At 74.1% G+C, this 19,485-nt stretch carries 20 protein-coding genes and 1 riboswitch; of the genes, 13 read left to right on the forward strand and 7 right to left on the reverse strand.

Translation table 11 applies throughout. From position 1 onward, the window contains the following. Positions 1 to 7 precede the first annotated feature (7 nt). Positions 8 to 1,051 (forward strand): ferrochelatase, encoded by a 1,044-nt coding sequence (locus CFP66_RS32015; RefSeq protein WP_094928953.1) that lies wholly within the window; start codon positions 8 to 10, stop codon positions 1,049 to 1,051. A 52-nt stretch (positions 1,052 to 1,103) separates the two neighbouring features. Here the strand turns inward: CFP66_RS32015 and CFP66_RS32020 are convergent, their stop codons facing one another. After that, a complete protein-coding gene (locus CFP66_RS32020; RefSeq protein WP_094928954.1) occupies positions 1,104 to 2,102 on the reverse strand; it encodes a YafY family protein in 999 nt (332 codons plus the stop codon). Positions 2,103 to 2,188: 86 nt separating this feature from the next. On the opposite strand from CFP66_RS32020, the gene CFP66_RS32025 reads away from it, so the two are divergent. The 4 genes from CFP66_RS32025 to CFP66_RS32040 all read left to right on the forward strand — a co-directional run bounded on the left by CFP66_RS32025 (position 2,189) and on the right by CFP66_RS32040 (position 5,783). Continuing rightward, positions 2,189 to 2,587, forward strand: coding sequence for a VOC family protein (locus tag CFP66_RS32025; RefSeq protein ID WP_094928955.1), 399 nt, complete (start codon positions 2,189 to 2,191; stop codon positions 2,585 to 2,587). Between the two features lie 78 nt (positions 2,588 to 2,665). Further along, positions 2,666 to 4,045: an alpha/beta hydrolase gene (locus tag CFP66_RS32030; RefSeq protein ID WP_094928956.1), complete on the forward strand. Its 1,380-nt coding sequence runs from the start codon at positions 2,666 to 2,668 to the stop codon at positions 4,043 to 4,045. Between the two features lie 20 nt (positions 4,046 to 4,065). Beyond that, a complete protein-coding gene (locus tag CFP66_RS32035) occupies positions 4,066 to 5,130 on the forward strand; it encodes a sensor histidine kinase (RefSeq protein ID WP_094928957.1) in 1,065 nt (354 codons plus the stop codon). Further along, the gene (locus CFP66_RS32040; RefSeq protein WP_094928958.1) at positions 5,127 to 5,783 is read left to right on the forward strand and encodes a response regulator transcription factor; all 657 of its coding nucleotides are present in this window, start codon (positions 5,127 to 5,129) and stop codon (positions 5,781 to 5,783) included. Before CFP66_RS32035 ends, CFP66_RS32040 begins: the two co-directional genes overlap by 4 nt. 49 nt (positions 5,784 to 5,832) lie before the next feature. On the opposite strand, the gene CFP66_RS32045 is transcribed toward CFP66_RS32040, so the two are convergent. Together CFP66_RS32045 and CFP66_RS32050 are read right to left on the reverse strand one after the other, a co-directional pair. Further along, complete coding sequence (locus CFP66_RS32045; protein WP_094928959.1) at positions 5,833 to 7,257, reverse strand: glycine hydroxymethyltransferase; 1,425 nt, start codon at positions 7,255 to 7,257, stop codon at positions 5,833 to 5,835. Positions 7,258 to 7,276: 19 nt separating this feature from the next. Further along, positions 7,277 to 7,371: riboswitch (ZMP/ZTP riboswitch) on the reverse strand. A 30-nt stretch (positions 7,372 to 7,401) separates the two neighbouring features. Then, positions 7,402 to 7,776: a helix-turn-helix domain-containing protein gene (locus CFP66_RS32050; protein WP_198961793.1), complete on the reverse strand. Its 375-nt coding sequence runs from the start codon at positions 7,774 to 7,776 to the stop codon at positions 7,402 to 7,404. 102 nt (positions 7,777 to 7,878) lie between these two features. Between CFP66_RS32050 and CFP66_RS32055 the strand changes: the two genes are divergently transcribed. Then, positions 7,879 to 8,511 carry an NADPH-dependent F420 reductase gene (locus CFP66_RS32055; protein WP_094928961.1) on the forward strand — a complete coding sequence of 211 codons (633 nt, stop codon included), beginning with the start codon at positions 7,879 to 7,881 and terminating at the stop codon, positions 8,509 to 8,511. 137 nt (positions 8,512 to 8,648) lie between these two features. Here CFP66_RS32055 and CFP66_RS32060 read toward each other — a convergent pair whose 3' ends face one another. Together CFP66_RS32060 and CFP66_RS32065 are read right to left on the reverse strand one after the other, a co-directional pair. Beyond that, the gene (locus CFP66_RS32060; RefSeq protein WP_094928962.1) at positions 8,649 to 9,827 is read right to left on the reverse strand and encodes a tyrosine-type recombinase/integrase; all 1,179 of its coding nucleotides are present in this window, start codon (positions 9,825 to 9,827) and stop codon (positions 8,649 to 8,651) included. A 134-nt stretch (positions 9,828 to 9,961) separates the two neighbouring features. Further along, on the reverse strand, positions 9,962 to 10,450 hold the full coding sequence (locus CFP66_RS32065; protein ID WP_094928963.1) for a nitroreductase/quinone reductase family protein: 489 nt from the start codon (positions 10,448 to 10,450) through the stop codon (positions 9,962 to 9,964). A 251-nt stretch (positions 10,451 to 10,701) separates the two neighbouring features. Here CFP66_RS32065 and CFP66_RS47420 point away from each other — a divergent pair, with 251 nt between their 5' ends. After that, positions 10,702 to 11,772: a response regulator receiver protein gene (locus tag CFP66_RS47420; protein ID WP_143517433.1), complete on the forward strand. Its 1,071-nt coding sequence runs from the start codon at positions 10,702 to 10,704 to the stop codon at positions 11,770 to 11,772. A gap of 21 nt (positions 11,773 to 11,793) precedes the next feature. On the opposite strand, the gene CFP66_RS32080 is transcribed toward CFP66_RS47420, so the two are convergent. Further along, complete coding sequence (locus CFP66_RS32080) at positions 11,794 to 12,240, reverse strand: DUF1772 domain-containing protein (protein WP_094928966.1); 447 nt, start codon at positions 12,238 to 12,240, stop codon at positions 11,794 to 11,796. A gap of 88 nt (positions 12,241 to 12,328) precedes the next feature. On the opposite strand from CFP66_RS32080, the gene CFP66_RS32085 reads away from it, so the two are divergent. The 3 genes from CFP66_RS32085 to CFP66_RS32095 all read left to right on the forward strand — a co-directional run bounded on the left by CFP66_RS32085 (position 12,329) and on the right by CFP66_RS32095 (position 15,432). Continuing rightward, on the forward strand, positions 12,329 to 12,907 hold the full coding sequence (locus CFP66_RS32085) for a TetR/AcrR family transcriptional regulator (protein ID WP_094928967.1): 579 nt from the start codon (positions 12,329 to 12,331) through the stop codon (positions 12,905 to 12,907). 105 nt (positions 12,908 to 13,012) lie between these two features. Then, complete coding sequence (locus CFP66_RS32090; RefSeq protein ID WP_233159888.1) at positions 13,013 to 14,311, forward strand: MFS transporter; 1,299 nt, start codon at positions 13,013 to 13,015, stop codon at positions 14,309 to 14,311. Continuing rightward, complete coding sequence (locus CFP66_RS32095) at positions 14,308 to 15,432, forward strand: M20 family metallopeptidase (RefSeq protein WP_094928969.1); 1,125 nt, start codon at positions 14,308 to 14,310, stop codon at positions 15,430 to 15,432. Before CFP66_RS32090 ends, CFP66_RS32095 begins: the two co-directional genes overlap by 4 nt. A gap of 163 nt (positions 15,433 to 15,595) precedes the next feature. Here CFP66_RS32095 and CFP66_RS32100 read toward each other — a convergent pair whose 3' ends face one another. Next, positions 15,596 to 16,417, reverse strand: a complete 822-nt coding sequence (locus CFP66_RS32100; protein WP_094928970.1) for a hypothetical protein — start codon at positions 16,415 to 16,417, stop codon at positions 15,596 to 15,598. Between the two features lie 197 nt (positions 16,418 to 16,614). Here CFP66_RS32100 and CFP66_RS32105 point away from each other — a divergent pair, with 197 nt between their 5' ends. Genes CFP66_RS32105 through CFP66_RS32115 form a run of 3 tightly spaced genes read left to right on the forward strand, consistent with a single transcriptional unit; the run spans position 16,615 to position 19,350 of the window. Further along, the gene (locus CFP66_RS32105; protein ID WP_094928971.1) at positions 16,615 to 17,427 is read left to right on the forward strand and encodes a DUF3097 domain-containing protein; all 813 of its coding nucleotides are present in this window, start codon (positions 16,615 to 16,617) and stop codon (positions 17,425 to 17,427) included. 47 nt (positions 17,428 to 17,474) lie between these two features. Beyond that, entirely contained in the window at positions 17,475 to 17,909 is a 435-nt protein-coding gene (locus CFP66_RS32110) for an NfeD family protein (protein ID WP_094928972.1), read from the forward strand. Positions 17,910 to 17,964: 55 nt separating this feature from the next. Continuing rightward, a complete protein-coding gene (locus tag CFP66_RS32115; RefSeq protein WP_094928973.1) occupies positions 17,965 to 19,350 on the forward strand; it encodes an SPFH domain-containing protein in 1,386 nt (461 codons plus the stop codon). Positions 19,351 to 19,485 lie beyond the last annotated feature (135 nt).

A 19,485-nucleotide genomic window follows, 5' to 3' on the forward strand; every position in this document is an offset into this window, starting at 1 on the left:
TGCGGGCGTGACCGAGTTCGACGCACTGCTGGTGCTCTCCTTCGGCGGCCCGGAAGGCCCGGAGGACGTCCGGCCATTCCTCGAGAACGTCGTGCGGGGCCGCGGCGTGCCGCCCGAGCGGCTGGACGCCGTGGAACGGCACTACCAGCACTTCGGGGGCGTCAGCCCGTTGAACGCGCGCAACCGGGAGATCATCGCCGCGGTGCGGGAGCGGATTGCGCTGCCGGTGTACTTCGGCAACCGCAACTGGCACCCGATGGTCGAGGACACCGTGGCGGAGATGGCGCGCGACGGCGTGCGCCGGGCGCTCGTGTTCGCCACGAGCGCCTACGGCGGCTACTCGGCCTGCCGGCAGTACGACGACGACATCGCGCGGGCCCGCACGGCGGTCGGGGAGTCGGCGCCGGAGCTGGTGAAGCTGCGCCACTTCTTCGACCACCCGCTGTTCGTCGCCGCCAACGCCGACGCCGTGCGTGCCGCGTACGCCACGCTGCCGGAGCGCGTCCGTGACGCCGCGCGGCTGGTGTTCACCGCCCACTCGATCCCCGCGGCCGCCGACGCCGCGGCGGGCCCGCCGGAGCAGGGCGGGCACCGCTACTCCCGGCAGGTCGCCGAGGCCGCCCGGCTGGTCGCGGCCGAGGTGGGCGTCGAGGAGCACGACGTGGTGTGGCAGTCGCGGTCGGGCCCGCCGCAGGTGCCGTGGCTGGAGCCCGACATCGTCGACCACCTCGACGTCCTGCACGGCAAGGGCGTGCCCGCGGTGGTCGTCTCGCCGGTCGGGTTCGTGTCCGACCACGTCGAGGTGATCTGGGACCTCGACACCGAGGCCCGCGAGCGCGCCGACGAGCTGGGCATGGCCCTCGCCCGGGCCGCGACCGCAGGCCCGGACCCGCGATTCGCCGACATGGTCGCCGAGCTGGTGGCCGAGCACCTGAACGACGCCGCACCGCGTGAGCTGGGCGACGAGCCGGGCGGCGGCTGCACCGTGAACGGCGCCCCGTGCGCCGTCGACTGCTGCCTACCGGCGCGCCGCCCCGCACGTCCGGAGTAGGTCCCGAACCCGCCGGGCGGCGGGGCCGTGATCGCCGCGGCTGTGGCGGCCACTACGCGGGCGGGCGTCGCCGAGCCGAATGCGTGAGCCGCTCGGCGAGTGCCGCGACGAGGTCACGGAGCTCGTCCGGTCGCTCGATGACGAACGGCAGGTCCAACGATGCGAGCACGCCGGGCAGCCAGTCGAGCCGTTCCGCCCGCAGCTCGACGCGGGCCCAGTGCCTGGGGTCCGCATCCACGTCGGCTGCTGACGCCGGCTCCTCCACCAGCGCGATACCGGCGGGGAGCCGGGTGCGGATCTGCTCGACGCTCCCCTGGACCCGCAGGGTCACCTCGTGCCGGTACGGAGCGGTGGCGAGCCCCGTGAGCACGCGCTGCGCCGGGTCGATCCCGGCGGGCGGCTCGAAGGAGCCGGGCTGGGTCCTCGCACTGGCGATGCGGTCCAGCCGGAACATCCGGTCTTCGCCGATCGCGGGATCGGCACCCGTCACGTACCACCGGCCCGAGTGGGCGACGAGCCCGTAGGGGTGCAGCGTGCGTCGGCTGGGCCGGCCGCCGGCGTCGGTGTAGCGGATCGAGACCGGCCGGTGGTGGCGCACCGCGTCGGCGAGCGGGAGCAGGACGGCGGACTCCGGGGCGGCCGGCTCTCCGGCCGGCGCGGTGAAGGCGATGGAGTCGAGCACGGCGTCGAGCCGGTGGCCGAGCCGCTCGGGCAGCACCCGGCGGATCTTCGCCGCCGCCGTCTCGCTCGCCGTACCCGTGGCCGTCGCCAGGCCGGCTCGGCGTCCTGCGACCAGGCCGAGCAGCACGGCGAGCGCTTCGTCGTCGCTCAGCATGAGCGGGGGCATGCGGTATCCGGGGGCGAGCCGGTAGCCGCCGTAGCGGCCGCGCACCGACTCGACGGGCACGTCGAGGTCGATGAGGTGGCCGACGTAGCGCCGCACCGTGCGTTCGTCCACGTCGAGCCGGCCTGCGAGTTCGGCCACGGTCCGGATGCCTCCCGACTGCAGGAGCTCCAGCAGGATGAGCACGCGGGCGGTGGGTCGGGCCATCCCCGCAGTATCCCCCAATACCGGGCAGGTTCTGCCCGGTATTCGTCGTAGCGTGCGGTCAGCAGCACCGACGACCAGGAGCACCGATGAACTTCGTCTCGATCCGCATCATCACCGGCGACGTCGCCCGCCTCGTCGCGTTCTACGAGCGCGCGACCGGAGTGCGGGCGACCTGGGCCAACGACGATTTCGCCGAGCTCAGGACCGCCTCGGCCACCCTCGCGATCGCCGGCACCCGCACCGTCGCGTTGTTCGGATCCGGTTCCGCCCAGCCGGCCGACAACCGCAGCGTCATCATCGAGTTCCTCGTCGACGACGTGGACGGCGTGCACCAGAACCTGACCGACCTCGTGCAGGACTTCGTCACCGAGCCCACCACGATGCCCTGGGGCAATCGCGCGCTCCTGTTCCGCGACCCCGACGGCAACCTCGTCAACTTCTTCACCCCCGTCACCCCGGCCGCCGTCGCGAAGTTCGCCCGCTGACCCGCCGGCCCCGCCCGTCGGTGAAGATCTATCTCAGGGTGGACGAGCGCGCGGGCGGCCGCGGGCAGGCTCGTCACCGTGACGATCACGACGAAGCGACGAGCCGTCGCGGGCGCCGTCGCGCTGCTGGCGGCTCTCGGCGCGACCGTGGCCTGCGGAGATCCGGCGGCCGGGCCGATGGCGTGGCAGGACTGCCACGACGGCCTGCAATGCGCGCAGATCACCGTGCCGGTCGACTGGAACGCCCCCGACGAACCCGAGACGATCACGATCGGCCTCGGCCGGTTCCCGGCCCGTGAGCCGGCGAACCGGGTCGGGACGCTCCTGCTCGGTCCCGGCGGGCCGAACCCGGTGCTCTTCGCATTGCCGCGGCTGGCGCCGCAGATCGGCGAGCTGAACCGGTGGTTCGACGTGGTCGTGTTCGACCCTCGTGGGATGGGGGAGAGCAGCGGCGTCTCCTGTCCGAGTGCCTCGCCCGCGCTGCCGGTCTGGGCCGAGCCGGACCGGGAGCGCTACGACGAGCACGCCGCGGCACAGCGCCGCTTCGCCGACGACTGCGCCGACGCGCTGGGGCCGCTGCAGGGCCGGATCGACTCCTGGCAGGTGGCCCACGACATGGACGCGATCCGTGAGGCACTGGGCGAGCCCACGCTGAACTATTTCGGCAACTCCTACGGCACCGTCTACGGCCAGGCCTATGCAGAGCTGTTCGGCGACCGCATCGGGCGCATGTACCTGGACAGCGTCATCGACCACACCACGGGCGACCTGTACGCATTGCTCGAACCGAAGGCGGTGGCGCTGGAACGGAACCTGCACGAGTTCGCGGACTGGTGCGCGCGCGAGCCGGCCTGCGCCCTGCACGGCCGGGACGCGCTGACCGTGTGGGACGAGGCAGCGGCCGGGCCGGGGCGCGAATCACTGATCAACGGCACATCGCTCGCGGTCCGCAGGCCGCAGCGCTGGCCGCAGCTGGCCACCGCACTCGCCACGGGCGACCCTGGCGGCCTCGCACCACCGGCACCACCCGCGGGACTGCAGGCCGCAGTTCCGGGCAGGTACCTCCTGGGCCTCGCCACCTGCGCCGATCTCCCGGCGGTGGACCACGCGCAGCTGGTCGCCGTCACCGAGCGGCTGCGGACCACGGCGCCGCGGATCGGCTGGATCGAGGCATTCGGAACGCACGGGCGGTGCGCCGGGTTGGGCGGTGGGACCTACCCGTCACACCCGATCACGGCGAAGGAATTGCCGCCGATCCTCGTCGCCGGTGGCGACAGCGATTCCGCCACTCCACCGGAGTGGGGCCGGCGGGTGGCCGACCAGCTCGGCGGCCGGTACCTCGCGTCCGCAGGCGGGCACTCGCGCTATCTGGGCGGCGACGAGTGCGTCCGCCGGATCGTCGACCACTACCTGGTCTCGGGGCAGCTGCCGGCGCCCGAGACGCGCTGCCCGTCCTGACGATCCGGTAGGAACGACTCATGGACGCATGGCGCCGCCTGTCGCGGACCGCCCGGGACGGCGTGCTCGCTGCCGCGGCGGCCGTAGGCCTCTACGGGGCCGCGGTACTCGAGGGGGCGGCCGCGCCGGCCGCCGCGCTCGCGCTGCTGAGTGTGGGCGTGGCGGCTCCGCTCGTACTCCGCAGACGGCTCCCGCTGCTGAGTGCGTTGGCTGCAGCGGTGGTCAGCCTCGCCGGGCTGGGCGTGCCGGAGTGGTCGGGCCGGCTCGTGGTGATGGTCGCGTTCTGTGCGGCGGCCTACCAGGGGGCGCGCCCGGCACTGGTCCTCGCAGCCTCGGTCGGATGGTTCGTCGCCACATCACTGGGCGCGGTAGCGCCCACCACGGTCGCCGCGTTCGCGGAGATCCTCGTCGTCGGAGTCGCGCCGGTGGCGGTGGGGGTCGCATTGCGCACCGGTCGGCTCCACGCGGAGCAGACCGTGCGGCTGCACCGTGCGGAGGCCGCGCACACGGTGGCCGAGGATCGCGCCGCCGTCGCCCGCGACGTGCACGACGCGGTGGGGCACCACCTCACCGCGATCCGGATGCAGGCCGCCGCAGCCCGCCACGTCGTGCGGCCGGAGGCGATGCCCCCGGTCGCAGGCCGGGCCCTCGAGACAATCGACGAGGTGGCGGCTGCGGCGATCACGGACGTCCGAGACGTGCTCGCCGCGCTGCGTGAGCCCGCCGCGCACGACGTGCGTGCCCTCGCCGAACGGCTCAGCACGCCGGCGTGCCCGATCACGGTGATCTCGGCGGGACCGGACGCGCCGCTCGGCGTCGCGGGACACCTGCTGCTGCAGGAGGCGCTGACGAATGCGGTGCGGCATGCCGGCGCCAGCGCCGTCGACGTGCGGATCGTGCATGACCGGGACGCGATCACGATCCTCGTCGAGGACGACGGCACCGGTCCCGGCCCGTCCGCGCACACGGAGGGCGCGGGGATCCGCGGTATGCGCGAGCGCGCGCGCCGGCTCGGCGGCACCCTGCAGATCAGCGGACGACAGCCCGCCGGCTGGCGCGTCCACGCCCACCTGCCGGTCCGATGACCATCCGGGTGCTCGTCGTGGACGACCAGCAGGCCGTCCGGTCCGCCCTGTGCCTCGTACTCGGTTCCGAGCCGGACATCGACGTCGTCGGCGATGTCGGCGACGGCGCCGCCGCCATCGTGGCGGCACAGGAGACGGGCCCGGATGTCGTCCTGATGGACATCCGGATGCCCCGGATGGACGGGATCGCGGCGATCCGGGAACTGCGGGGTACCGCCGTGATCGCACTCACGACGTTCGATCTCGACGAGTACCTGTTCGGCGCACTGGCGGCGGGTGCGGTCGGGTTCCTGCTGAAGGACAGCCCGCCGCAGCGCGTACTCGACGCGGTGCGAGCGGCGGCGGACGGGCACGGACTGATCGACCCGACGGTCACCCCGCGACTCGTCGCCCGCTTCGCCGCGCTCAGCCCGCGGCCCGCCGGCCAGGAGCTCCGGCGGCTGACTGCCCGGGAGCACGAGGTGTTGCTCCTGGTCGCCGAGGGGCTGAGCAACGCCGAGATCGCCCGGGATCTCTGGATCGAGGAGGGGACGGTGAAGACCCACGTCAATCGGCTGCTGGCCAAACTCGGCCTGCGCACCCGGGTGCACGTCGTCGGGTACGCCTACGAGCACGGCCTCCTCGCCGGTGGCTCCGCCCGCCGTCACCGATGACAGCGGACGCCGCACCGCGGTCTCGTCCACCCCGCCCGACGCGACTCGGTCAGGCGATCCCCGGGTAGAGGGGGTGCGGGGCCAGCAGTTCGGCCGCGTCACCGGCGACGGTGGCCGCGACGGCAGGGTCGAGGTCGTAGCGGGCCTTCGACGTGCCCGGCTGCGTGCTGGTGAGCACGGTGGCGATCAGCCCGGCGATGCGGTCCATCTCGTCGGTCCCGAGGCCGCGGGTGGTCAGCGCGGGGGTGCCGATCCGGATCCCGGAGGTGTACCAGGCGCCGTTCGGGTCGCGCGGGATCGCGTTGCGGTTGGTGACGATGCCCGACTCCAGCAGCGCCGCCTCCGCCTGCCGCCCGGTGAGGCCGTGGCCGGAGACGTCCAGCAGCACGAGGTGGTTGTCGGTGCCGCCGGTGACGAGGCGGACGCCGCGGCGGCGCAGCCCGTCCGCCAGCGCGACGGCGTTGTCGACGATGCGCTGGGCGTAGATGCGGAAGTCGGGGGTGCGGGCCTCGGCGAGTGCGACCGCCTTGGCCGCCATGACGTGGGGCAGCGGGCCGCCCAGCACCATGGGGCAACCGCGGTCGACGTGCTCGGCGAGCTCGTCCTGGCAGAGCACCATCCCGCCACGCGGGCCGCGCAGGGACTTGTGCGTGGTGGTGGTGACGATGTGCGCGTGCGGCACGGGGTCGAAGTCGCCGGTCAGCACCCCGCCGGCGACGAGCCCGGCGAAGTGCGCCATGTCGACGAGCAGGGTGGCGCCCACCTCGTCGGCGATCTCGCGCATGGCCGCGAAGTCGACGCGGCGCGGGTAGGCGGAGTAGCCGCCCACGATGATCAGCGGCCGGAACTCGCGCGCGGCGGCGCGGAGGGCGGCGTAGTCGAGCAGACCCGTCTCGGGGTCGGTGCCGTAGCTGCGCTGGTCGAACATCTTGCCGGAGATGTTCGGGCGGAACCCGTGGGTGAGGTGCCCGCCCGCGTCCAGCGACATGCCCAGCATCCGCTGGTCGCCGAGCTCGTGGCGCAGCGCGGCCCAGTCGGCGTCGCCCAGGTCGTTGACGTGGCGGGCCTGCGCGCGTGCCAGCGCCGGGGCCTCGACGCGCTGCGCGAGCACCGCCCAGAAGGCGACGAGGTTGGCGTCGATGCCGGAGTGCGGCTGGACGTAGGCGTGCGGGGCGCCGAACAGCTCGCGCGCGTGTTCCGCGGCGATCGACTCGACGGTGTCGACCTGCTCGCAGCCGGCGTAGAAGCGGCGCCCGACGGTGCCCTCGGCGTACTTGTCGCTGAGCCAGTTGCCCATGGCCAGCAACGTGGCGGGCGAGGCGTAGTTCTCGCTCGCGATCAGCTTGAGCGATCCGCGCTGGGCGGCCAGCTCATCGGTGATCGCCTGCGCGATGCGCGGTTCGACGGCCCGCACCGCGTCGAGCCCGGCCGTGACGGCGAGCGATTCTGCGGTGGTCTCACCTGTGGACGACATGCCTGGCCTCCTGCGCGAGGTGGATGGCCCAGGCGCACGGCACTACAGGTCACGGCGACCGGGCCGCTCCCCGATGGTTTGATCCATCCCAGCGCGCCAGTCACGGCCCGGGCGCAGGGTAGCAGCGGCGTGACGGGCGTGTGCTCAGAACTCGGGGGCCGCACGTTCCTGCGCGGCGAGCAGCTCGTCGCCGTGCGCGAGGGTCCAGTGCCCGAGTGCCACCATCGGGCCCTCGACCAGGCTCCGCCCGAGCTCGGTCAGCCGGTACTCGACGCGGGGCGGGGCCTCGGCGTAGGCGTGCCGGCTGATCAGGCCGTGCGCGAGCAGCCGGTGCAGGGACTCGGTCAGCACCTTGTCGCTCATGCCACCGATGCCCTCGCGCAGCTCACGGCGTCGGCGCGCTTCCCAGCGCAGCGCGGCCAGAACCACGGGATCCCAGGTGTGGGCGAAGAGGTCGAGAGCCGCGCGCAGCCGGCAGTCGGCGACCAGCTCCTCGCACCGGCCGTCGTGCTCGCTCATGGTCTCCATCATGGCCTCCCCGTCGCGCACCGATCGGTGCGCAACGGACTGCCTACCGTCGCGACCGAACGGACGGCCCGGAACGGCAGGAAGGCACGGACGATGCGGATCGGGATCCTCGGCACGGGGACTTTGGCGGAGGCGCTGGGCACGGGATGGGTGCGCGCGGGCCACGAGGTGGTGGTCGGCGGTCGCTCGCCGGGAAAGGCGCAGGCGCTCGCCGACCGGCTGGGAGGTGCGACGCGTGCCCTCCCGCCCCAGGAGATCGCGCACGGTCGGGACGCCGTGCTCCTCGCGGTGGCGTGGGCCGGCGTCGAGGACACCCTGCGCAGCGCGGGCGCGCCGGACGGCACGCTCGACGGGACTCCGCTGATCGACCCCACCAACGCCGTCGAGCACGGGGTCGGTGTCCTGCTGACCGAGCCGCACGGTTCGGCGGCGCAACGGGTCGCCGCGCTGGCGCCCGGTGCGCACGTCGTCAAGGCGTTCCACCTCTTCCCGGCGCAGCGGTGGACGCAGCCACGCGAGGCCGGCGACACGCCCGTGACGGTCGCGGTGTGCGGCGACGACGCCGACGCGTTGCGGGTCACCGGCCGGCTCGTGCGCGACGTCGGCGGTGTCCCTGCGGTGCTCGGGCCGCTGGGCAGGGCCCGGCAGCTCGAGGAGGCAGCCGGCTTCGTCATCGGGCTCGCGTTCGCGGGGTTCGATCCCGTCTCCGCGGTGCCGTCGGGCTGACGGCTCTGGTCCCGGGCCCGCCCCGAGCGCGACACACGTGCGCTCGCACCCCGACTCGCGGGGAGAGACCCCGACTCGCGGGGGAGGTACCCGAATCTCCGCGAGTCGGGGGCTCGCGGGCGTCGTGTCGCGCCCGGTCAGGGAGCGGGGTCGGGGGCTGCGGCGATCGCAGCGGCCACCAGGTCGGCGGCGGTGCTCGCCCGGCTGCGCAGCCCGCGGTCGTAGTGCTCGGTGGTGGCGATCGTGGCGTGGCCGACGTCGGCCTGGACGTGCTGGATCCGGGCGTCCTGCTCGAGCGCGATCGTGACGTAGGCGTGGCGCAGGGCGTGCGGGTGCACGCGGTCGGCCACCCCGTCCAGGGCGGGGCCTGCGTGGGTGGCGATGCGACGCAGGAGCGTGTAGAGGTCCACGCGGGAGCAGCGGCCGCCGTCCCGGGTGGAGATCATCGGGCTGCCGCCTGCGAGGGTGCGGCCCCGTCGGGCGGGCGCGGCCGTGCCCCCGAGCCGGTCGCGCTCGGTCAGGTAGGCCGTGAGCGCCTCGCGCGCGAGGTCGGTGAGGTACACCTCGCGGTGCAGGCCGCCCTTGCCGAGCACGCGGACCACCTCGTCACCGCCGGTGCGGTAGAGGTCGTCGCGGTCGAGCCCGACGAGCTCGGAGATGCGCAGCCCCAGCGTCAGCAGCGCCACGACGGCCACCGCGCGCAGGGCGTAGAGCCGGGCGAGCCGCGGGCTGCGCGAGTACGGCAGGCGCGCGGCCGACAGCAGCAGGGCCTTGAGCTGCTCGGCGGTCAGCCGCACCGTCGGTGACGACTCGCGGGCGCTGGAGGACAGGCCCAACCGCGCGCGGTTCAGCGCCGCCGGGTTCGCCGCCACGGCACCGGTCTCGGCCAGGTGCCCGTAGAGGGCCGAGAGGGTGGAGAGCATCCGCTGGCGGGTCCGGCGCTGGGCACCGGCCGCGTCGAGCGCGTGCAGCCACGCCTTGACGTGCCCCGCGGTCGCGTCGCGGGGGTCCAGCGCGCGGCGGGCGCAGAAGCGGAACCAGGCCAGGTCGTGCAGCGGGCCGGGGGGTGCCGCCGGTGGGCCCGGACGCTCGGGCGCCGCCGCCGGGTCGATCCACGTGATCGGCAGTCCGAGCGCGTAGGCGTAGGTGCGGCGGGTGCCCGCGTTCGCGTACTGGGAGAGCCAGTCGAGCAGCTGGTCGCGCAACGTCTCCGGGTCCGCGACACCCGGCCATACCGACTCGTCCGGGACGAGGGGGCGTACGGCGGGGGAGCGGTGGCGGACCGCCTCGAGCACGGCGAGCGGATCCTGCTCCATCCGCAGGACGCTACCGGCCCGCGCCGGCCGGGCGACGCTCCTCGACGCGGTCGGCGGGTCCGGCCGGGGTACCGCGCTGATGGCTCTACCGGTGCACGCACGGGGGACTGCCGAACCAGGCCGCCGGGTGGTGATCACGTGGTCGTGGTGTCGCCCTTCGCGCCCGCCGGGTCGAGGTCGATGCGCACGGTGAGCATCTCGCCCTCGGCCAGTGCCCGCAGCAGCACGCCGTCGAGGCGGTAGCCGGGCCTGCCCCGACCGAGGGCGTGGTGGCGGGCTGCGGCGTCGTCGCCGGGCAGGGGGTGCGCGGTGCCCGTGCGCCAACGGCTGCGCAGCCCGTCGCGCAGCCGGGCCGGACGGGCCTTGATCCGCACCCGGGGGTGGGCCCGCAGGTTGCGCACGAACGCCGCCCGCTCACCGAGGGCGGCGATCAGCCAGAAGGTGTCGCCGTCCAGGCCGTTGGCCACAGGCACCCGGCGCGCCCGGCCCGTGCGTCGCCCCACGGTCTCCAGCACGGCGTAGGTGGGCGGCTCCAGCCCGCGTGCGATCAGGCCCGCCACCAGCGGGTTGAGCAGCTTGTTCTGCAGGGGGAGTAGGCGGCGGGTCACCTGTGGACCGGGCATGTCGCTGCTCCTGGGTCTCGGGGGATGCGGCGTTCGTACGGAGGACGGCACGAGCCGTGCCGATGTGACACCTCCCGGCGCGCGGGCCCTCCCGAGCGTCGAACCGCCCTCCAGCGGGGGGTACCAGTCGCCGACCCCACTTCGAGCGGGCTGCACCAACGAAACACCCGTTTCGTTGGGAGCTGGATCAGTTGACGCAACACCGAACCGGTTAGAAGGTTGGCAAACTACGAACTGATAGCGTTCCGACCATGATCGACGAGGCCGCACGCTGCGGATACAGCAAGTGCCGGGCCGAGTTGCCACCTCCCGGCCCGCAGGGCGGCAGGCGGCGCTCCTTCTGCCGGGACACCCGTTGGGAGGGCGGGCGGACGTGTGCGCAGATGGCGCGCGGGGAGCGCGATGCGCTGGACGCGCTCGGCCTCGACTCGGGGCGCGCGACGTTCCGGCTCGACGCGGACCGGATGCGCGAGCACGTCGAGGCCGTGCGCGGCCCGGTGGTCGAGCTCGCCGGATCCCTGGACGCCGTGGCGACCCGGCTCGACGAGGTCGAGGGCAGCGCGCTCACGGCCGTGGAGGCCGCCAACCGGACGGCGGCGCAGGCCGAGGCTGCGCGCGTGGAGGCGCAACAGGCGGCGGAGCGGGCGCAGCGGGAGGCGAAGGAGGCGAAGGAGCGCGCCGGGCAGGCGGCCCAGGACCGCGCGGAGGCGGTGGAGCGGGCCGCGGCCGCCGCACGTCAGGCGCTGGAGTCGACCGAGGCGCTCGGGGCGGCCCGCCAGGTGGCCGAGGAGGCGTTGAACGCGCGTGGTGCGGCGCAGGAGCGCGCCGAGGCGGCGGTCCACCGCGCAGGCGAGGCCGAGCGGGCCGGGCGGGAGGCGGCGTTGCGGGCCGAGCGCGCCGAGGCCGAACGCGGGGCGGCCCAGGACCGCGCGCAGGAGTGGCGGGGCGAGGCCGAGCAGCTGCGGGCGGAGCTGTCCGCGGTGCGGGCCGAGCTCGCCGCCGCGGCGGATGCTCGTGACGCCGCCGCCCGGCGCGCAGAGGACGCGATCGGCGCGGTCGAGGGGGAACGCGAGGGGCGCCGGCGGGCCGAGCAGGAGCTCACCACCGTCCGCGAGCGGGCCGAGGCCGCGGCGGCACTGTGCCGGCGCTCGGACGCCGAGCTGGAACGGGCGCGGGCCGAGCTCGAGCGCGCCCACGCCGACGCCCGCCAGGCCCGCGCCGACGTCGACGCGCTGCGCGAGCGGGGCACCGACGAGCTGCGGGAGCTGGTCGTGGCGGCGCTCGACCGCGGGCACCGGCTTCGCGAGGGCGACCCGCGGTAGGTCTGGTCCCGGCCCGCGGGCTCAGGCGAGGGCGGCGACCAGCAGGGCGAAGGCGGCGATGATGACGGCGACGCGGACGTGGTGGAGGCGGTTCCAGCGGTTCACCTGCTCCTTCCAGTCGGCGGGTCGGTTCTCAGGGGTCCATGTCTTGCTCCGGTTGTTGATCGGGACGAGCAGCAGGATCGACATGATCACGCTGAGGATCAGCAATGCGCCTGCGGTGACGACGAGCCCGGTGCCGTCCTGGGGCCATCCGGCGATGGCCCAGACGGTGACGAGGGCGAGCGACGCGAGGTACCAGACCGGCATCACGGCGCCGAGCATGCGGCCCCCGTGGGCGTGGCCGAGTTGGCCGCTGTCCTCGGGGAGGGCGTTGAGGATCGGGTTGATGACGAAGGCGACGGAGAACTCCACCCCCACCATCACACCGACGACCACGGTGGTGACGACCTCGAGTGCGTTGAGCATGACGACCCTCTGTATCTAGCACTGCTAGCGGACGAGGCAACGCTAGCACTGCCGCTGCTCGTACGGCTAGCGGTGCTAGGATCGGTTCATGTCGGTACAGGACCGCAAGCAGCGCGAACGGGCGGAGCGCGAGCGCCTCATCGTGGCGACGGCCCGTGAGCTCGCCGAGCAGCAGGGTTGGGACGCGGTCACCACCCGCCTGCTCGCTCAGCGCATCGAATACAGCCAGCCCGTCCTCTACAGCCACTTCCGCGGCAAACGCGAGATCGTCGGGGCCGTTGCCCTCGAGGGTGCCGCCGAGATGGCCGTGGCGGTGCGGGCCGCGGCGTCCAGCGCGAACAGCCCGCGGGAGCGGGTCGCCGCCCTCGCCCGTACCTACCTCGACTTCGCCGCCCGCAACCCGGCGGTCTACGACGCCCTGTTCCAGCTCGACGGCGGCCTGGCGTTCGCGCAGGACGACACCCCCGAGCCCCTGAAGGACGCCTTCGCCGCGTTGCTGGAGAGCCTGGGCGAAGTCGCCGGGGACGGCGTCGACCCGGCGCTGTTCACCGAGGTGTTCTGGGCGTCCCTGCACGGCCTGGCGACCCTGACCCGTGCCGGACGGCTGCCGCCTGAGGACGTCGGGCCGAGGGTGGCGTTGCTGGTGGACCGGTTCGCCGTGGGCTGACGCAGGTCGAGGTGCGGATCAGGGTGACGCCTGGGCCCGGGTGGCCTAATGTCACCTCACCGTCCGTCACCGCCGCCTGTCGCTGCCCTGTCCCGGGGGTCTCCTGTGTCCGACCGCGCCACCTCTCCGACCAGCGCGACTCCCGCGCACCGCCTGCCCGTCCGCACGCTGCTCGCGGCGTCGGTCGGCAACGCCATCGAGTGGTACGACTGGACGGTCTACGCGACGTTCAGCATCTTCTTCGCGACGCAGATCTTCCCGTCCGGGGATCCCGCGCTCGCACTGATCAACACGCTGGCGACGTACGCGCTGGCGTTCTTCTTCCGCCCGCTCGGCGGCTGGCTGCTCGGCCGGTTCGCCGACCTGCACGGCCGGCGCACCGCGATGCTGTTGACGATCGTGCTGATGGCGGGCGGGTCGTTCATCATCGGGATCCTGCCGACCTTCGAGATGGTGGGCTGGCTGGCCCCGATCCTGCTGCTGCTCGCCCGGATCGGGCAGGGGATGTCGCTGGGGGGCGAGGTCTCGAACGCCTCGGCCTACCTCGCCGAGATCGCCCCGGCGGAACGGCGTGGCCGCTACTCGTCGTTCTTCTACATCTCCACCGGCTCGGCGGTGCTGATCGCGTCGCTGCTGGGGGCGCTGCTCACCGCGGTGATGTCGCGCGAGGACCTCGCCGCCTACGGCTGGCGGATCCCGTTCATCCTCGGCGGCGTCCTCGGGCTCGTGGGCCTGTGGCTGCGCCGGGCGATGCCCGAGACCGACCAGTTCGAGGAGAACAAGGTCAAGGCGCAGGCCCTGCGCCACCCGCTGCTCATGACGCTGCGCGAGCACCCCAAGGCCGTCGGCCAGCTCATCGCGTTCACGCTGCTCTCCACCCTCTGCTACTACACCTTCTTCTCCGCGCTCACGCCGTTCGCGGTGAGCTCGCGCGGGGCAGACGCCGGCCAGGTCTTCACCGCCCTGTCGATCGCGACGGCGCTGTTCGTGGCACTCCAGTACCCGATGGGCGCGCTGTCGGACCGGTTCGGCCGCAAGCCGCAGCTGCTGGTCTGGTCGGCGGCGACGGCCGTGCTGATCGTGCCGTTGTCCAGCCTGATCGGGCCGGGGCTGTGGAACATGCTCGTGGTGTTCTGCGTGGGGCTCGGGCTTTACACGGCGATGACCTCGATCGCCCCGGCGGTCATGAGCGAGCTGTTCCCCACCGAGCTGCGCGGCCTCGGCATCGGCGCCTGGTACAACCTCACGGTCGCGACGTTCGGCGGCACGGCCCCGCTGGTGATCCAGGCGCTGTCCGGCGCGGGCCTGGCACAGGTCTTCTTCTGGTACGTCGCCGGGGGTGCCGTGCTCGCGTTCCTGGTGATCCTCACACTGCCCGAGACGAAGGGGCAGGTGCTGCGGTGACCACCGCCGTCGAGCTGCTGGGCGAGCTGATCCGGTTCCGCACGGTCGGCGGCGGTGAGGGCGCCGCCGCGCGGCACTGCGCCACCCTGGCCGAGGGGGCCGGGCTCACCACCCGGCTGCTGGAGTGGGAACCGGGACGCGAGCAGCTCGTCGCGCGCACCACGGGCGGTGACGGTCCTCCGCTGACGTTCACCGGGCACCTCGACACCGTGCCCGTCGCGCCCGATGACTGGTCGGTGGACCCGTGGGCCGCCGCGCGCGACGGCGACAAGGTGGTGGGCCGCGGCGCCAGCGACATGAAGTCCGGCGTGGCCGCGGCGCTCGCGGCCACCGTCGCGCACGCCGCGCGCCCGCACAGCTGCCGCGGCGTGCAGCTGGTGCTCACGGCGGGGGAGGAGACGGGCTGCACCGGGCTCGTCCGCCTCGATGCGCCGGAGCGGGACGCGATCGCTCGTGGCGGCCCGCTCGTGGTCGCCGAGCCGACGGCCAACGAACTCGTGCTCGGGCACAAGGGCGCGCACTGGATGCGGCTGCGCGCCACCGGCCGGGCCGCCCACGGCTCCGCGCCGGAGCTGGGGGACAACGCCGCCGTCCGGCTGGCGCGGGCCGCGGTCGCCCTGCACGACCACGCCGGCTGGCCCCGGCACGACCGGTTCGGTCCGGTCACCGCGAACGTCGGTGTGCTGCGCGGCGGGGTGGCACCCAACGTCGTGCCCGATGCTGCGGAGCTGCTGCTCGACGTCCGCACCGTCCCGGGAGTGGACCCCGCCCGGCTGCGGGCCCAGGTGGGGCTGCTGGCCGGGGAGCGCGTGGAGGTGGCCGACCACGTGGTGCTGCCGCCGCTGGACACCGGTGCCGACGACCCGTTCGTGGGGATGGTCCGCGCGGCGCTGCAGGCCGGTGGGCTACCCGACGACGTCGCGCCACCGGCACGGTTCTTCACCGACGCCTCGGTGCTGGCCGGCCTGTTGGGTGACGGGGACGCGGCCCCGACCGTGGTGCTCGGCCCGGGCGAACCCGACCAGTGCCACGTGGTGGACGAGTACTGCCTCGCCACGCGCGTGGAGCAGGCGGTCACGGTGTACGAGGAGCTGCTCGCCCGCTGGTGCGCGCCGGCCTGAGCGCAGGCTGCGCGACACACACGCGCCCAGGCCCCGACTCGCGGGGTGGGTGCACACCTCACCTCCGCGAGTCGGGGTGTGAAACGCGCGAGTCGGGGCCTGGGACGCGCGGATCGCGCTGTGGGCGCGCGCGAGTCGCGGGCCGGGGGTGTCTGGCCCGGGATCAGACGAGCGGGCTGCTCGCCAGCACCCGGACGGCCTCGGCCACGGCGGCGCGGCGGGCCACCCGCACGGCGGTCTCGATGGGGCGCAGGGCCTCGCGGCGGGCCGTGGCGGCCGACGCGGAGAGCGCGCCACCGGGCTCGTCGACGGACGCGGCGGCGAGGATCGCCTCCACCTCGTCGGCGTGCTGCAGCACCCGCAAGGCCTGCGGCGGCATCCCGTCGGGCCACAGCGACGCCGGCCGCGCCCGCAGCGCGGCGGCGATCTCCTCGCGGACACCCGGGCGGTGGCGGGCCACGCCCAGTGAGGTGAGGACCGAGGCCGAGCGGCGCACCTCGTCGCGCAGCTCGCGCTCGGCCTGGCTCAGCGCCACGAACTCGGGGGGCGGTCCGGGCTCGGCGACCGAGTGGACCGTCCAGCGCAGGACACCGTCGGCCACCGGGGCCGGCACGATGCCCAGGCCCACGCCCAGGCTCGTCTCGGGGAACAGCACACCCTCGCCCGCCTCGGTGGCGGCCCGGCTGAACGCCCCCGGACCGGGCAGACCGCGCACGTCGCCGGGAACCGGCAGGACCAGGCGGGCGGGACCGACGGCGTCGTGGCCGCCCGCTGCCCGGCGCAGCGCCGCGAGCAGGAACGTCAGCGACGATCCCCGCTCGCCGGGTGGCGGGAGGGCGGTGCGGCGCGCGGTGTCCACGTCGGCGGCCTGGACGTCGTGCGCGTCGGCCCAGGGCGCGAGCGCGTCCAGGACGTCGTCGGGCGCAGCGGCGCCCACCAACCAGGCCGAGGCCCACACGGTGGCGGTGGCGGAGGGGCAGGGCACCGAGCCAGGCTAACCACGTCCGGGTGCGGAGGCACTGCCGCGTGGGGGTGAAGCCGAATACGCTGAGTCGTCGCAGCTCACGACGGGTGATCCGGCGTGTCGCGCGGGACGCGCCGCCGCGGGGGGTAGCGAACCCGCCCCGGGAAGGCGCGTGTCGGGCACCGGATCCGGGACCCGCTGCCGGTAGAACGGTGCCCGTGACCCGTGCGCACGACTACCGAGGGGCGTTCGGCGCCGACGGCACCCGCGTCCGCAGCCGCAAGCAGATCCCGGAGGTGCCCGCCGAACCCGGCCTCGTGGTGGAGGATCCCGCCAGCGGCTACTGCGGGGCGGTCGTCGCGATCGACGTCCGCGGCGTCACGCTGGAGGACCGCCACGGCGGCAGGCGGGTCTTCCCGCTGCGCCCGGCCGCGTTCCTCGTCGAGGGCGCGCCGGCCACGCTCGTCGTCCCGAAGCGAGCGCCCGCCGCCCCCACGCGCTCGGCGTCGGGCTCGGTGCGGGTGCAGGGGCACACGGCGCGGACGGCTCGCGCGGCCCGGATCTGGGTGGAGGGCCTGCACGACGCGGAGCTCGTCGAGCGGGTGTGGGGCCACGACCTGCGCGTCGAGGGCGTGGTCGTGGAGCCGATGCACGGGATGGACGACCTCGCCGCGGCCGTCGCGGAGTTCGGGCCGGGACCGCAGCGGCGGCTCGGCGTGCTCGTCGACCACCTGGTCCAGGGGTCGAAGGAGACCCGCGCCGCCGCGTCCGTCGCCGGACCGAACGTGCTGGTCACCGGACACCCCTATGTCGACGTCTGGCAGGCCGTGAAGCCCTCGGTCGTCGGCATCCGGGCCTGGCCCGAGGTGCCGCGCGGTACCGACTGGAAGACCGGGGTGTGCCGGGCGCTGCGCTGGGGGGAGCCCGCCGACGGCGCCCGCCGGGTGCTCGGCGCCGTGCGCGACTACCGCGATCTGGAGACCCCGCTGATCGGAGCGGTGGAACAACTCATCGATTTCGTGACGACCTGATCGAACCCCCATCGGCGAGCGACGTCGATCTGGAAGGATCAGGCACCATGACGGCCGCTGTGATCTGGCTCATCCTCGGCGTCGTCCTGGTCGTGGCGGAGGTGCTGTCCGGCGAGTTCGTCCTGCTGATGCTCGGCGGGGGCGCGCTCGCGGCGGGAGGCGTGTCGCTGCTCGTGGGCGGCCCGGTCGTCGGCGGCGTCGTGTTCGCCGTCGCGTCGGTGCTGTTGCTGCTCGCGGTGCGCCCGGCGTTGCGAAAGCGGCTGGACCGGGGCGTCGACTCCGGGGCCATGCACCACGAGGCGCTGCTGGGCAGCACCGCGGTGGTCGTGGCCCGGGTGGACGGGCACGGTGGCCGGGTCAAGATCGGCGGAGACCTGTGGTCGGCGCGCACGACCGAGGGGCACGAGGCCATCGAGCCCGGCGCCCAGGTCACCGTGCTGAGCATCTCCGGTGCCACCGCGGTGGTCGTCGCACAGGACTGACATCATCCCCGCGCCGCTGCATGACAGCGGTCGTCGGGGACAAGGAGGGGGAACCATGACCGAAGGCACAGTGCTGCTGGTCATCGTCGTGCTGCTGGTACTGCTCGTGGTCGTGTCGCTGGTGAAGGCGGTGCAGATCATCCCGCAGGCCACGGCCGCGGTGATCGAGCGGTTGGGGCGGTTCAAGGGGACCGCAGATCCGGGCCTGGTGTTCCTGGTGCCGTTCGTCGACCGGGTGCGCGAGCGCATCGACCTGCGCGAGCAGGTCGTGTCGTTCCCGCCCCAGCCGGTGATCACCCAGGACAACCTGACCGTCAACATCGACACCGTCGTCTACTTCCAGGTGACCGACCCGAAGTCGGCGATCTACGAGATCTCCGACTACATCACCGGCGTCGAGCAGATCACCACGACGACCCTGCGCAACGTCGTCGGGGGCATGACCCTGGAGGGCACGCTCACCTCCCGCGACCAGATCAACACGGTGCTGCGCGGCGAGCTGGACGAGGCCACCGGCCGCTGGGGCATCCGCGTGGGCCGGGTGGAGATCAAGGCGATCGACCCGCCGCAGTCCATCCAGGAGTCGATGGAGCGGCAGATGAAGGCCGACCGCGAGAAGCGGGCCATGATCCTCACCGCCGAGGGTCAGCGGGAGTCGGCGATCCGCAGCGCGGAGGGGCAGAAGCAGAGCCAGATCCTCACCGCCGAGGGCGCCAAGCAGGCCGCCATCCTCGACGCCGAGGCCGAGCGGCAGTCGTCCATCCTGCGCGCGCAGGGCGCGCGAGCGGCCCGCTACCTCGAGGCGCAGGGTGAGGCGAAGGCCATCGAGAAGGTCTTCGCGGCGATCAAGGCCGGCCGGCCGACACCGGAGCTGCTGGCCTACCAGTACCTGCAGACCCTGCCGGAGATGGCGCAGGGCGAGGCCAACAAGGTCTGGATGGTCCCCAGCGACTTCGGCAAGGCCCTCGAGGGCTTCACGCGGATGCTCGGTGCGCCGGGCGAGGACGGTGTCTTCCGCTTCGAGCCCTCGCCGGTGGAGGAGCACGTCGGGCAGACCCGGCCCCAGGACGACGATGAGTCGATCAAGGACTGGTTCGACACGGCCACCGATCCCGCGATCGCGAAGGTCGTCGCCGACGCCGAGGCGCAGGCCCGCAAGGAGGTGCCGCCGATCGGCGCGCCGGTGCAGGACACGCCCTCACCGTCCTCCACGCCCTCGCCGAGCCCGCGGCCGTCGAGCGTGTCCCGGCACCTGCCGCCGCCGGCGCTCGAAGGCAACGGTGTGGCGTCCGTCCCGCAACGGCAGGAGCAGCCGCCCACGGCGCAGGCGTCCGACCCGGATGCCGGAAGCGCCCTGCCGACCCCGCCGAGCGGGTTCCCGCAGGTACCCGACGACCGGGGCAACGGTCCGCGCCCCGGTGGCGCGTCCTCGCCCCAGTAGCAGCCGGGCGCGACACACCCACCCGCACACCCCGACTCGCAGTGAGGATGTAGGGGAGCCCCGCAGCGGTCGTTCTGGCTCACCGACTCGCTGACCGTGGTGTCCTGCGCCCGATCTGCCGGGTGACCGCTGCGG

The sequence above is a fragment of the Pseudonocardia sp. MH-G8 genome (genome assembly GCF_002262885.1).
GTDB lineage: Bacteria > Actinomycetota > Actinomycetes > Mycobacteriales > Pseudonocardiaceae > Pseudonocardia.

Bases quoted from the DNA above. Each gene is read 5' to 3' on its own strand.
- CFP66_RS47420 (WP_143517433.1), top strand. From the start codon at position 10,702: ATGATCGACGAGGCCGCACGCTGCGGATACAGCAAGTGCCGGGCCGAG.
- CFP66_RS32085 (WP_094928967.1), top strand. From the start codon at position 12,329: ATGTCGGTACAGGACCGCAAGCAGCGCGAACGGGCGGAGCGCGAGCGC.
- CFP66_RS32065 (WP_094928963.1), bottom strand. From the start codon at position 10,450: ATGCCCGGTCCACAGGTGACCCGCCGCCTACTCCCCCTGCAGAACAAG.
- CFP66_RS32110 (WP_094928972.1), top strand. From the start codon at position 17,475: ATGACGGCCGCTGTGATCTGGCTCATCCTCGGCGTCGTCCTGGTCGTG.
- CFP66_RS32055 (WP_094928961.1), top strand. From the start codon at position 7,879: ATGCGGATCGGGATCCTCGGCACGGGGACTTTGGCGGAGGCGCTGGGC.
- CFP66_RS32045 (WP_094928959.1), bottom strand. From the start codon at position 7,257: ATGTCGTCCACAGGTGAGACCACCGCAGAATCGCTCGCCGTCACGGCC.
- CFP66_RS32080 (WP_094928966.1), bottom strand. From the start codon at position 12,240: ATGCTCAACGCACTCGAGGTCGTCACCACCGTGGTCGTCGGTGTGATG.
- CFP66_RS32050 (WP_198961793.1), bottom strand. From the start codon at position 7,776: ATGAGCGAGCACGACGGCCGGTGCGAGGAGCTGGTCGCCGACTGCCGG.
- CFP66_RS32060 (WP_094928962.1), bottom strand. From the start codon at position 9,827: ATGGAGCAGGATCCGCTCGCCGTGCTCGAGGCGGTCCGCCACCGCTCC.
- CFP66_RS32040 (WP_094928958.1), top strand. From the start codon at position 5,127: ATGACCATCCGGGTGCTCGTCGTGGACGACCAGCAGGCCGTCCGGTCC.
- CFP66_RS32035 (WP_094928957.1), top strand. From the start codon at position 4,066: ATGGACGCATGGCGCCGCCTGTCGCGGACCGCCCGGGACGGCGTGCTC.
- CFP66_RS32020 (WP_094928954.1), bottom strand. From the start codon at position 2,102: ATGGCCCGACCCACCGCCCGCGTGCTCATCCTGCTGGAGCTCCTGCAG.
- CFP66_RS32115 (WP_094928973.1), top strand. From the start codon at position 17,965: ATGACCGAAGGCACAGTGCTGCTGGTCATCGTCGTGCTGCTGGTACTG.
- CFP66_RS32025 (WP_094928955.1), top strand. From the start codon at position 2,189: ATGAACTTCGTCTCGATCCGCATCATCACCGGCGACGTCGCCCGCCTC.